The sequence below is a fragment of the Bacillus sp. DNRA2 genome (genome assembly GCF_012843265.1).
In the GTDB taxonomy this organism is placed as follows: Bacteria; Bacillota; Bacilli; order Bacillales; family Cytobacillaceae; genus Bacillus_BU.
In genome coordinates this window covers 1-11,844 of record NZ_JABAIT010000048.1, presented here as the reverse complement: position 1 = coordinate 11,844, position 11,844 = coordinate 1, and the positions used below count along the sequence as shown (strand labels likewise).

The following is an 11,844-nucleotide window of genomic DNA, read 5'->3' as shown; positions in this document are numbered from 1 at the left end:
AAGAAAAAAGACCCTAAAAAGGGCCTTTAAACAAGATAGAACAAAGAGCAATATTCTAACTAACGTCTTATAAAGGGACACACCCTTGAACATAGTGTTAACTACTCCCCATTATCTTCTGCAAAAATTAGCATGGAATCAATATTTTCAATATCCTTCAACAATTCTCCAACTTTCTTTTCCATGAATTCATCATTCTTGTTAGTTGAAAAGTATACATGACACGATTTCAGCATCCTATACATTTCTGGAGCTAAACTTAGCAAATTAGCATTTTCTAACTGTTCCTGCCAATGAACATCATTAGTCCAAACAGTACAAATTTCGGTATCTTCCTCTAAGGCTTCAGAAAATCCCTCAATCTCTAAAACTCCAGCAGTATCATATTGCTTACTGACATCCTTGATAACCCAAACTTTATCTTTGAAATTCATATAAAACCCCTTGTAATCACGTTATTTAATCCGTTTCATGTAATTATTAACAGTTCCTACACTCCAACCTAAATACTCCGCTAACTCCCTTTGCGTAGCGTTCGGATAGCGTTCCAACGCCTTTTGAAGCTGCCACAACTTATCCGCTTTCTTATCATTCTGCTGCTCTAAATAATCCTCACGAGCCACTATGCCTTTGTTCCGTCTCTCGGCATTTTTCCGAACCCGATCATACTCTTTGTTCTTAACCTTAATCGTTTTCAGCTGGATCTGGCACTCAACCGGGATTTCCCACTTCTTCACAAGAGTAGTATTTTTATAGAATAACCCTGGACATTGATACTTTCCGTCTCCGGTCCATTTTACCTCGCCCTTGTACTCCTGGTAATATCGTTCAGCTGCTTGGCTGCGTCTTAATATTTCATCCAGGCTAGTGTGCTCACGCTGCTTCATTATGGCCCATAAATGATGAACCTGGTTCTCCGCATACTCATAATCGCCCTCGGACGATACTAGCGCATGAAACCTTAGCACCAGAGCTAAATGCTGCCTTATTCCAATGAGATTCTCATTGTGAGACTGTTTATACTCCACAATCCGAAAAACGTCATTCTCACGCTCCCTGTTAAGCGTGAATTCATTCCACATCTTAGGAGAGCGAACGACCTTGCCGACTTTTCTGGCTGGTCTTACGTCCGGTTCTGGAAAGGGTAAATAGTTCTCGATGAAATATCCTAAAGGTAAACGGTCCTCTCGGAGCAGATACGCCCTTACTTGCTGCCCATTTTTGCTATTTATGGTGTTAGGTAGCCTGGTTACGGCCGCCGGGTTTTTAACCACGCTATCGGGGTTTAAATCCTTTAAAACGTCCATCATGCTTTCTTGCACGGCAGTCCACACTCTATGAGACTTTGAATCTCGCTTCATATAGACGTTATCAATTAACCAGATTAATTGTATGCCCTTGCCTGTAAAAAGCAGAATATGGGGCATTTCTAGCTCCCTGGCATCCACTAACTCGCTGATCGTTGCTAAGGCTCCGCTTTCTGAAATGCCAAACTTGTAGTAATCCAAGTCTTGAACCAGGCAAACCGTGTGCCGAATATTCTCTATGGTCCGTACTTTCTTTTTATCGCCATTCTGGTCTTTAGATTTCTTTGAAACATAAGAAGAATAACTTATATACTTATCCTTTTTATTTTCATAGCGATCTATAACCCGGTAAACTTCTTTCCGCACTCCAAACAACTCATTGAAAACCGTATCGGGATTTTTGTTGAACAGGCAAACAAAATAATCCGTTCCCTCAAAAACTTTCTTAATGAACTTCTTAGCGTCCACTTTTATAGGCTTATGTACTTGTAAATAATTTCGTATTAGCTGGATCTTCTCCTGGTCTACCGCATCCAATTTATCTATTTGGCGAATATTAATTGGTTCTTGGAGAAAAATTTTTTCCGCATTTTCCATAGGTTCACCACTTTCTCTCTAGAAAGGGATTTCCGGCTATGATATAATGCACACATAAAAGTGCATAACTTAATAGCCGGAAATCCTGTCCCTTCACCAGAAGGAACACCTTCCTGTTGTTTGTTCTTGAGAAACCCCGACGGTCGCCAAACTATCTGGGGTTTTTCTATGTCTACTATTCTAACAAAATCGAACGAGCTTTTTTTAAAAAGTTTTCGGCATTTTGTAAATAAATGAGCAAATTTACCTTTTTATGAAAAAAGCACCCTCGAAAGGATGCTTCTACAAATCACTTAAACGCTTTATTCACTTGGATGATTAAATCTTCCAATGTTAAAGCTGACTGAAAGTTGGGGTCTTTTTCACTAGTTTTTCTAATTCCGATTAAAACACCATTTTCGTTGTCTGCCAAAACTTCAACTTTTTCTTTCGAAATAATAGCACTTACAATTTGCGCAACAGCTAAATCAACATTGCTCACATTTTCCACCCCCTTCCTCCCATTATTTCAACAAACAAAATGACATATAGCCTATTTACCATTCGATAGCAAAAGGAAATTTCCTCCATTTTTTAAGCTAGATTAGGCTAGAAAAGCGATTTATGATATACTTTGGGCGAAAATTAAAGAAAATGACCGCAGCACGGCAATGCTACGGCCATTCCAGAAAGTAATCCTTTTTCGAGGGGGGTTACTTTTTTTGTGTCATGTTCCAGATTAAGCCGATAAAAAGAACCATAAATGTTGCTGTTGGTAAATCCATCCCCTTCCACCTCCTTGAATCATAATTTCAAAGGATTTTTGAAAACCCTTTATAAAAATCCCGATTTTTTTAAAAAAATCTTCAATCCCTCCTAGTGCTTGGTATTGTATTGATTATTTAGCGATTTTTTAGCACCCATTTAAATTGTCTCATAACATTATTCGCTAGGAGAGGTCCAGGCGAAATGAAACTTGATCGCTTCATTCATTCCTCTTAATACAAATATCCACAGAAACATTATTTTTTGTTACTCTTGTGTCGTATGGTACTACTTACCGTTTTTGGGGTTTCACTGAGGTACTCCCCAATGAAATGATTTTCGCATAACCAATTTTGCCAGGCGAGAACTAGCGAATCTGGGTTTTTCCAAAACCATAGATACTAATAATATCGACACTGACTGCATCGTGCGGATGAACACTAATATCCGCACACAAATACCAGCATCCATTTCTCGGCTAATTTCCCTAATGAATACCACAGATTCTTTACCTAATAGCGTTTAGGCACCCCTACCCCTCTCACGCATACACCTTTCCTTCGTTTCCCTAGTAGTTCAACGTTTGAAGCGTTTAAAATGCAATCGTCGTTATTCAATCGAATAACCATCATGCTCTTGCTGCTTTAAACTTGAAAATTATTAAATATGGCATTTTTGTTATACTTCAATCCTCTTTAAAGGGTTATCCGCTTTTGTGTCGTATGATATAACGGTGAGGTGGGCGACATGACAAGCGATATATCAGCGACACAGATTGTTTACGGTTCTGGTGAAGTTGCGACATTATTGAACATTAAGGAATCAACATTACGGAAATATAGCGGTCAGCTCGAAAAAGCCGGTTACAAGTTTCATAAAAACGAAAAAGGTCATAGGGGATACTTTGATCGTGACGTTATAGCGCTAAGGAAACTAATAGAAATCAAAAGCCACCCCGATATGACGCTAGAACAGGCGTGTAACGCAGTTGTATCAACGATTGGCGATAGCGTTGTGTCGGTCAGTGACACAGCCGATATAGCACCAATCGAGCGACACAACGACCGACACACGAAGGAAGAATTCGATGAATTGAAGCAGCTAGTCATCCAGCAAACAGAATTGATTAAGGAGTTTTCTAAAAAGCTAGATCAGCAGCAGCAATATTTCGAGGAACGGATTAAGCAAGACCAAAAAGACCGTGAACTAATGGAATCCTTGCGAGAATCACTAAGGGAAACGAAGCAGCAGCAGCTCCAAATCGCAGCTGCAAACCAGGAAGAACAAAGAAAAAAAGGATTTTTCTCTCGGTTGTTTGGCAAATAAAAAGACTACCCAAAATGGATAGTCTTTTTTTGTTGGCTCGGACCATAGTTTTCCTGGATCCGTTTGAGTATCGGTTTTAGGGTAGTAGCTCACGCTCTAGCTTATTTACGCAGAGTAGCGACACAGCAACCGACACATGAGCGCTACACAGACCGACACACGATAAATCGCATCTGCAACGGTAAAAATGAGGACAGGAACACCCTACAAGCCGTTCTGAGCGTTTCAATTTCCTTTGCTCACAAGAACATTCCCTAGCACGGAAACATTCAATCTGAACCAATCTGAGAAGCCGATTTTTCCAATTCTGTCACCAGCTGCTCCAAAATCTTCCGTTGCTTCCGAAATAGCTGCCGTTCCGAGCAATTTAGCTCCTTAACCAGCTCCGACATAGATATTTTTTGAAAATACTTCATCTGGACGAAAAGCCGCTCGTTCTCCGTAAGTCCCTCTATCACCAGGTCGACCAATGAGACAATCCTTTGAAATTCTCGCAGATTTTTGGAATCATTCGCACTCAATCTCATGTATTCCGATTTCCTCTTTAGATTTTGGATCCCGACTTTGTATGCCCGATAAAACAGCAAACACGCCTTAATGTTCATGGTAATTTGCTCCTATAACTCTATTGGAAAAAATTACAATTATAGAAAACGAGGTGCTGATACGTATATAAGGATATAAGTTTTTTTGGAGGTGATAAGAATGAGCAGAAAACCAGATATTGTTGCCCTTTGGAGAAGTAAGGATATTCCGGTTATCGAAAAAAGAGGTTGGGTTAGAGTAGTTCGCAGTATCGCAAAACAGCGATTAAGTGAACAAGAGTATATCAGCTGCATGAAGCAAGTAGGTTGGGAAAGCATTATTTAATTTCAGTTATCCTTTTTAAAAGTCGATTTCCATAAGAAGTCGGCTATTTTTTTGCAACTGCAGCTGCTTCTTCTTCGGCTTTATAGAAACGTATCTTTTACACAAAAAGGAAATTTTTAAGCAATTTACCAAAAAATATAAAAATTCACCATTTAGATGATAAAATATGATAGCACCTGGCTTAAGTTTTAAACTTTGGTGGTGGTTAGGATTTTAATAAAATGTTTTCAATTTTATCTTTTTTTGGGGCGACTCCAACAACCCCAAGCAATAATAATCAACCACCTAAGAAAAACTTGTCTTGGGTAACCATAATCGTTGTCACTTTAGCCATTGGATTTTTATGTATCACAGTTTTTCCGCAAATAGCGTTAGCTTCTGGACTTATAACGAGTGAACAATATGTCACTATAACGCTCAAACAGGTTGAATTTTGGTGCAAATTTTCCGAATATGCTTTGCAAGTAATACCAAGCATCATACCGAGTCTATTGCCGACTCAGAAATAATCGTAGTTGTTGTTTTGTCGCTAATGCCATGTGATTCTCTGATTATGCCTTAATATCAAATAATGTTCTATGAACAGAACGACCATTCTGTTTTAGGGCTAGGAAAATACTCAAAATCCATCATTGTTAAGCTTTTGCATATTGGATATAAAGGTTGAAAAGAAAAATGTTACAAAGAAAAAGGGGAAGAGAAACGCTTCGACCAAAGCGCTCTCAACCCCTTTTTTCTTTTTTCGAACATAAATAGTTAAGTTTTTAAAAATTGATACAGCTTGAATCGATCATCGCTGCATTGATGCAGCTTAGATTGTTCAATGCTGCATTTTGAAAAAATTTCATTGTCCATATATCCACCTCCAATTTCACAAATTTACTTCTTAAAACTTCTAGAAGATTTTGTAAAAGGTTTCGCTAATAATTAATGACCAGTTAACTATTAACTACTTGACCATTAGGAAGGTTTGGATTCAATTTCATGTTTTTTCAAAATGTCTTTTTTTGTTTAAATGCGACTCCAACCACATTATAACACCAAGAAAAGTGTTGTAAACGCAGCAAGTTGTTAATTTTACTAATACTTTTGACTTCACATTTTGTGCTTACCAATATAAAAGAGTTTTTTAAACAAACCAAATGTAACAAAATACATAAAAGGTAACATTCGTTTTATTGAATTTATTGACTTTTATCGTACAAGCTATAAAATGAAGGTAGGTATTAAAAAACGTTACATTCAAAACAACATAAAACAAGGGAAGAAGGACCAACCATGACAAAAGGTGTCCAAAATGTTGAACCGATTCGGAGCCTAGAAAAAATTGAGGATATGAAGTGGGCATTAAAGCGCCATTGTAGCGAACGTGATTACATATTGTTTTTGCTCGGCATTAATGTCGGATTGCGTGTTTCTGATATGTTGCAGCTCAAAGCAAAGGAGGTTAAAGGCAAAAAGAAGATCATTATTCGAGAAGGAAAAACTCAAAAACCACGAACAGTTCATCTGCAAAACATTTATGACGAACTAAATGACTATATCAAAGGTCTGGATAGTGAATGGCTGTTCCCCAGCCGAAAAGGCGATAAACCTATAACCAGGATCCAGGCATATCGACAGCTGAACCGAGCAGCTGAAATGGCCGACATCGAGGAAGGCATCGGAACACATACCATGAGGAAAACGTTCGGCTATTGGTATTATAAACAAACGAAAGATATTGCTAAATTGCAAGAAATCCTTAATCATAGCCATCCGAATATCACAAAGCGTTATATCGGCATAACAGCTGAGGAAATCGAAGATAGTTTGGCCGGGTTCAAACTATGACCGAGAAAAAAATGTGTTATTACTGCGCTAGGAGACTTCCAGAACATGAAATGAAGCAAATTCCTAACGGTGATCCCCGAGCATGGTATTGCAAAAAATGTTTCCCTGGCGTATTAGAAGATCACTACAAATTGCCCTGGAACCGTCGATATTAGTACGTCAGATTCAAAAATTTATATAGCAAAAAATTCATCTTTGAAATTTCGGTTAACATTAGTTAACTCGGTTAACCCTATGATACAATTGGGACAAGAAGTAAACCTAAAGGAGTAATGGATATGTCAGACAAAACATTTGGCGTCAAAGTTTCCGAAGAACTACACGACAAAGTAAAGCTAATGATTGAAAACTCCGGGATCACCTCAAAAGAGTGGTTTGAAAAAGCAGTCGCATTGACAGAAATCCAAGAATTAAAAACAGGTGCACCCGATTACAAACAAGACCTATCCGAACTAGAAGTACATACTACACGAATTTATGAATTAGTGGCCAACATGATTCAACGTGCCAACTATTTGAAGGATGACGCTGTGCGAGGACTAAGCGAAAAGTTAGAGAGTAAAGACCTAACGATCACAGACCTTCAACAAACCGTGAAAGAGCTAAAGGAACGAGTAGAGCAATCGGAAGCTGCCGCTAAACAAAGCGCTACCGAAACACAGGAATTGAACGAACAGCTAGAAGGACTCCGTTCCATGAACGCCACCAACCTAGACTTAATCCAGGAGTACAAGGACAAAATCGACACCCTTTCGTCCCTGGTGAACGAATATAAAGGCTACGCTACGGAAAATACAGAGTTGAAGGAGCGACACGCTTCCGAAAAAGAAAGCATGACAGCCAACTTCAATCAGCGTGAAAGTGAATTGTCATCCGTCATTGAGGAATTGAAAGAAGCCAACAGTGGCCAACAAGACAAAATCAATGGGTTAACATCCGCATTGAATAACGCCAAACGTGACCACGAGAAAGAAATGAAATCCTTACAGGATAACCAAGTTAATGAGTTAACTCAATTAACTATAACCAAAAACCTAGAAAAAGAACGTGCTGTCCTGGAAGCTGAACGCAAATTCCAAGAAAAGCTCCAAGAGGTCCACGATCAGTACAATGAAAAATTGGCGCGGTTATATGAAAAGTTTGAAGTAACCGAAACAAAGAAAACCGCTGCCGCTAGACAACCAAAACAAAAATAAGGAGGGATTTTCCCTCCTTATTTAAGTTCTGATATTTCCTCTTTCCTCTTTTGGTACATCATTTGGTTTTGTGGCGTTTTACCAAATCTTTCAATTAGGTCTTTGCCTTCACTATACGAATAGCTAATGAACAGCGAACCTAACTTGGTCCGATTTCCTCTAGAGATTCGGTTCCACTCGAAACCTCGAAAGAGATCTTTTACCACAAAATTTTCCCCTGGTTTTATTTCTCGTAAAGTTACCTTTACCATATCCATTAATTCTTCCAATGAAGTATTTTGATCAATTATTTTAAAAACCTCCAAAAATTAATTTTCAACCTAAATACATATAACTCGTCACTCGGTAAGTGTATCTTAATAGCTATGTCTTGACGAGTCAAGACATAGCATTACTAACCATTTACAATAAATGTACAAACCTATTTTGAGGGAGGAATCAGTTAATGGAATTGATGAATTTACAAATTGTGCTACTTGTGGCAACAGCTATGATTGGAATGGTATTAAACGTTATGGGTACTGTGGCTTATCACGGTGTTAAAATTTTCCTTTTGATTCGAAAAGAAACTAAAAGGGGATGACAGAATAAATATGATCGAACATTATAACCACCACAATGATTGCGGCAATAAAAAGACATAAAAAAAGCGACCTCTAATGGACGTTTTTTTATGTCTTTTTATATTCAATAATTTTTTTACTGTTTTTTTGATTTATAGATTGACAGTTTATGATGAAATGCTTTGAATAAATTAAAGTCAAAATTCGAAGGGTGGCGCTAAAAAAACAAACAATATAAATTATATTTACCTACTGAAAGGAGGAAAAACTCTACAAATTGGTGAGCATTCCACAGAACTGTTTGCCAAATCTAAAAAAATCAAGATACTATAAACAATAGTTGGTTTAATCTGGTAAAAAAAACCTTAAAAAACTATTTAGCTTATCCTAGTTTTTATATCAGATGAACCATTATAATAATAATATCAACTAGAACATACTTTTGGTGGTTGTCTCGCCCCTTGGGGAAAGGAGAGACAGCCAATGGAAATATTGAACTTTATTTCTGATGTTTGTGATTTTATAACATCTAGTGGTGCACATTTTTTATTTATTCCTGTTCGATTGATCTGGAACTCCGATAAAACGGAAAAAAACTAATTAGGCGCCCACCTAATTAGTTCTCCAGAAAATTAATTAAACGTTTGAATGTTAGTATTACCAAGGACAGACCAATCCAAAAGTCACATCAAGATTTTTTGCCGGGCGGTTGCAACGCCTGGCTTTTTTTTGCTCTCGTTCACTTAATGTGAGTCAGACAAACATTCCTTGTTAGGTAAATTCTATAATAAATACGATTTTCCGTAAACAATTTATTGGTCTGTGAGTCCAACAGTCTGTTAATGAAAGTAGGATTCCCTTGTTTCCTTAATTAGCTAGGAATCTACAAAAATATGAGGAATCCCTTGCTGACATTCACCGACCAGCTGATGATATAAAATGTCAGCATTGTATGCTATTCCAAATTTATTACGCAAGTGACGACATTATCACAAATCGTTACCGACATATTCTGAACCTAGAATGATGGAAAATCATCATAAGGTGAAATGGACGGACCATCGCTATTATTTAATTGTTTACTTATTTCTTTATTGTATGATTCTGGTTGTGTATCGGTTGGTGTACTGTCCACCGTTCGGTCAGCGTTCGGATGGTGTTCGGAATTTTGGAATAGAGTCTGATATTTATCATAATTAACAATGGTTATAAGCGTATAATAGGTGTTCGGCTGTCGGATAATCATATTATCAGCTTCAAGTGCGTCCAAAAATCTATAAACTTTATCATTGGACCACTGAAATTGAGCTCCTAATTTCCTAATGCTAGTCAAGCATTGACCTCGTTTTATCATGACGATATGTTCATTGAATAACCGCGGTGAATTTTTGTATTGTGCTTTAGATAATAACCAAAGCCAGGCTTCAAAAAAGGTCCAACTACGATCGCTAGGTGCTATCCAATGACTCCATATACTTCTGTGTATGCTAAACCACCCAATCTTTAATCCCTCCCCGATTGCTGCTTAGCAGATGCTTTACGACTCCAATAAGCTTCGTTATATTTACGGATTTTATCCTTGTTCTGCTGCCGCCAACCTCGCATATACCGACGCATATATTGATTTCGGCTTTCTTTTGCTTCTTTCGTCATGTCGCCCACCAAAAACACCCCTTTTAAAAAAGTGAAAGAGAGCGACAATCCATTGCTATGAAAGGAATTGTCGCTCTTTACTTTTTATTCACGCAAAATGGGATACATGACGAATTTCATGAGAAAGAAAAAAGAAAAATGGTTAACTAAGTTAACCGGTTAACCTTTGATATAACAGGATTTCTATTGTTAACAAAGTTGGTGCTATTGCTCGATTAATATACTTTAACGAATTAAAGCAATAAAGTGTTTAGCCACAAGGAATGTACCGCTCGACCAAAACCTTCAACCTTAATAAATCTTAGGAACCCGAACACCCATAAACCATTGCGAAATAAGGATTTTTTCATGTTTTTAAGGGGATTTCCGGACACTGACAGAACGCCCTCCGAAAATTTTTTAAAAAACATGCGTTTTTGCAGTTTACACCCAAAAAACGCTCCGAAAATTCATTTTTCCGTAGGGAAACTAACGGTTTCAGCTTAAAATTGGCGCAAAAACTCATTTTTGGCTTTTTTACAGGCAGCCGCGATCTCGCTATTCTGGTTGCAAAGGAGAGTGAAGGAAATGAGTAAAGTCATAATCAAACCGCATTGTGAAAAGTGTATGAAGGAGTTAAAGGTAGGGCAAAACGTGGTTTTAACCATCTTGTATAACATCGAACACGACGGCTGCCGCCCCTGGGCAGAAGAAAACATTCGAGATCGAGGAACCTTTGAGGAAGTTGTCACCAGGAACAGAAAATACTTCAACTACTTTTATCAAACGATGGTTAAGCGTAAGAAATAGCCGTACAAATTCGCAACCATAAACTCCAATGAATCCAGATTACCAGCAACTAAGCTTTCCTAATTTTGTCTAATAATTTACAAATGTTCCCCTACTGCCCATTTTTATGGAATCCAAAATATCTCAATAAATGAAACTAGGATATTATGAAAATGATACCAAGTGCTTAATATTCCAAAAAAATAAAAGGAGTAGGGGACAAAATGGGAGATTTTTTGTGGAACATTTTAATAATTAGCATCGCAATAATCGGCTTAGTTATCTTAATAAAAATAACCGACTTGACCACAGCCCTAAAATTATCAGCACTAATAGGAAGCATCATAATCGTTACTTATTTGGATGATTGGAATAATCCCGGACCAGCTAAACCGGCTAGATCTTTAACTGATTCCGAAATAGATTATCTAGTTGAGCAAAAAAAAGAAGCTATGGAACAAGCAGAAAGAGATAAACATTATGTCCCCGAACCACCCATAACTGAAACTCCTAATAACCCAGGCTATCACAGCGTAAAAGGATATTACAGAAGTGATGGAACATATGTAAGACCATATATACGAAGTAATCCAGACGGATCCACCCTTAATAACTTAAATCCATAAATAATCACAATTCCCTGGTGTTTTTTTCCTATAAAATAATTCAATAGTACATGTTAAAATAACTTTGATGATTAGCGCTTTTTGCGTTTTCTGTGAATGCAAAAAGAGAAGCCAGGGAGCGAGACCCTGGCTTTTTTTAGTGGAAATTCAAAAAAGAGATAGCAAAACACCGGTAGATAGTAAGAAATCGCTAGTGTGGATCCGCTGCCCTCTCGCCCCTATCGGGTTGAACGCCTTCCGCTGGGGACTATGTCCTCCACCAAAGAAAAAAGACCCTAAAAAGGGCCTTTAAACAAGATAGAACAAAGAGCAATATTCTAACTAACGTCTTATAAAGGGACACACCCTTGAACATAGTGTT

General features: G+C 37.7%; 14 protein-coding genes. 7 read left to right on the top strand and 7 right to left on the bottom strand.

What is annotated here, in order from left to right; all coding sequences use genetic code 11:
* Positions 1-101: 101 nt before the first annotated feature.
* From HHO41_RS21515 to HHO41_RS21505, 3 genes are all read right to left on the bottom strand, one after another.
* A complete protein-coding gene (locus HHO41_RS21515; RefSeq protein ID WP_169102548.1) occupies positions 102-434 on the bottom strand; it encodes a hypothetical protein in 333 nt (110 codons plus the stop codon).
* Between the two features lie 21 nt (positions 435-455).
* Positions 456-1,904 (bottom strand): winged helix-turn-helix domain-containing protein, encoded by a 1,449-nt coding sequence (locus tag HHO41_RS21510; RefSeq protein WP_169102546.1) that lies wholly within the window; start codon positions 1,902-1,904, stop codon positions 456-458.
* A gap of 289 nt (positions 1,905-2,193) precedes the next feature.
* Positions 2,194-2,385: a hypothetical protein gene (locus HHO41_RS21505; protein WP_169102544.1), complete on the bottom strand. Its 192-nt coding sequence runs from the start codon at positions 2,383-2,385 to the stop codon at positions 2,194-2,196.
* Between the two features lie 1,010 nt (positions 2,386-3,395).
* On the opposite strand from HHO41_RS21505, the gene HHO41_RS21500 reads away from it, so the two are divergent.
* Entirely contained in the window at positions 3,396-3,974 is a 579-nt protein-coding gene (locus HHO41_RS21500) for a MerR family transcriptional regulator (protein ID WP_169102542.1), read from the top strand.
* 225 nt (positions 3,975-4,199) lie between these two features.
* Here HHO41_RS21500 and HHO41_RS21495 read toward each other — a convergent pair whose 3' ends face one another.
* A complete protein-coding gene (locus tag HHO41_RS21495; RefSeq protein ID WP_169102540.1) occupies positions 4,200-4,340 on the bottom strand; it encodes a hypothetical protein in 141 nt (46 codons plus the stop codon).
* A 339-nt stretch (positions 4,341-4,679) separates the two neighbouring features.
* Here HHO41_RS21495 and HHO41_RS21490 point away from each other — a divergent pair, with 339 nt between their 5' ends.
* The 3 genes from HHO41_RS21490 to HHO41_RS21480 all read left to right on the top strand — a co-directional run bounded on the left by HHO41_RS21490 (position 4,680) and on the right by HHO41_RS21480 (position 7,873).
* Entirely contained in the window at positions 4,680-4,844 is a 165-nt protein-coding gene (locus HHO41_RS21490) for a hypothetical protein (RefSeq protein ID WP_169102538.1), read from the top strand.
* 1,278 nt (positions 4,845-6,122) lie between these two features.
* A complete protein-coding gene (locus HHO41_RS21485) occupies positions 6,123-6,677 on the top strand; it encodes a tyrosine-type recombinase/integrase (protein WP_169102536.1) in 555 nt (184 codons plus the stop codon).
* A gap of 278 nt (positions 6,678-6,955) precedes the next feature.
* Positions 6,956-7,873 carry a coiled-coil domain-containing protein gene (locus HHO41_RS21480; protein WP_169102534.1) on the top strand — a complete coding sequence of 306 codons (918 nt, stop codon included), beginning with the start codon at positions 6,956-6,958 and terminating at the stop codon, positions 7,871-7,873.
* Positions 7,874-7,890: 17 nt separating this feature from the next.
* Here the strand turns inward: HHO41_RS21480 and HHO41_RS21475 are convergent, their stop codons facing one another.
* On the bottom strand, positions 7,891-8,130 hold the full coding sequence (locus tag HHO41_RS21475; protein WP_169102532.1) for a DUF1413 domain-containing protein: 240 nt from the start codon (positions 8,128-8,130) through the stop codon (positions 7,891-7,893).
* Between the two features lie 188 nt (positions 8,131-8,318).
* Here HHO41_RS21475 and HHO41_RS21470 point away from each other — a divergent pair, with 188 nt between their 5' ends.
* Positions 8,319-8,456 carry a hypothetical protein gene (locus HHO41_RS21470; RefSeq protein ID WP_169102530.1) on the top strand — a complete coding sequence of 46 codons (138 nt, stop codon included), beginning with the start codon at positions 8,319-8,321 and terminating at the stop codon, positions 8,454-8,456.
* Between the two features lie 998 nt (positions 8,457-9,454).
* On the opposite strand, the gene HHO41_RS21465 is transcribed toward HHO41_RS21470, so the two are convergent.
* On the bottom strand, positions 9,455-9,769 hold the full coding sequence (locus HHO41_RS21465) for a hypothetical protein (protein ID WP_169102528.1): 315 nt from the start codon (positions 9,767-9,769) through the stop codon (positions 9,455-9,457).
* Positions 9,770-9,939: 170 nt separating this feature from the next.
* Entirely contained in the window at positions 9,940-10,098 is a 159-nt protein-coding gene (locus HHO41_RS21460) for a hypothetical protein (RefSeq protein ID WP_169102524.1), read from the bottom strand.
* 558 nt (positions 10,099-10,656) lie between these two features.
* Between HHO41_RS21460 and HHO41_RS21455 the strand changes: the two genes are divergently transcribed.
* On the top strand, positions 10,657-10,878 hold the full coding sequence (locus HHO41_RS21455; protein WP_169102526.1) for a hypothetical protein: 222 nt from the start codon (positions 10,657-10,659) through the stop codon (positions 10,876-10,878).
* 203 nt (positions 10,879-11,081) lie between these two features.
* Entirely contained in the window at positions 11,082-11,483 is a 402-nt protein-coding gene (locus HHO41_RS21450; RefSeq protein WP_169102522.1) for a hypothetical protein, read from the top strand.
* The last annotated feature ends 361 nt before the right edge of the window (positions 11,484-11,844 follow it).

Bases quoted from the DNA above. Each gene is read 5' to 3' on its own strand.
- HHO41_RS21515 (WP_169102548.1), bottom strand. From the start codon at position 434: ATGAATTTCAAAGATAAAGTTTGGGTTATCAAGGATGTCAGTAAGCAA.
- HHO41_RS21510 (WP_169102546.1), bottom strand. From the start codon at position 1,904: ATGGAAAATGCGGAAAAAATTTTTCTCCAAGAACCAATTAATATTCGC.
- HHO41_RS21500 (WP_169102542.1), top strand. From the start codon at position 3,396: ATGACAAGCGATATATCAGCGACACAGATTGTTTACGGTTCTGGTGAA.
- HHO41_RS21490 (WP_169102538.1), top strand. From the start codon at position 4,680: ATGAGCAGAAAACCAGATATTGTTGCCCTTTGGAGAAGTAAGGATATT.
- HHO41_RS21485 (WP_169102536.1), top strand. From the start codon at position 6,123: ATGACAAAAGGTGTCCAAAATGTTGAACCGATTCGGAGCCTAGAAAAA.
- HHO41_RS21480 (WP_169102534.1), top strand. From the start codon at position 6,956: ATGTCAGACAAAACATTTGGCGTCAAAGTTTCCGAAGAACTACACGAC.
- HHO41_RS21475 (WP_169102532.1), bottom strand. From the start codon at position 8,130: ATGGATATGGTAAAGGTAACTTTACGAGAAATAAAACCAGGGGAAAAT.
- HHO41_RS21470 (WP_169102530.1), top strand. From the start codon at position 8,319: ATGGAATTGATGAATTTACAAATTGTGCTACTTGTGGCAACAGCTATG.
- HHO41_RS21455 (WP_169102526.1), top strand. From the start codon at position 10,657: ATGAGTAAAGTCATAATCAAACCGCATTGTGAAAAGTGTATGAAGGAG.
- HHO41_RS21450 (WP_169102522.1), top strand. From the start codon at position 11,082: ATGGGAGATTTTTTGTGGAACATTTTAATAATTAGCATCGCAATAATC.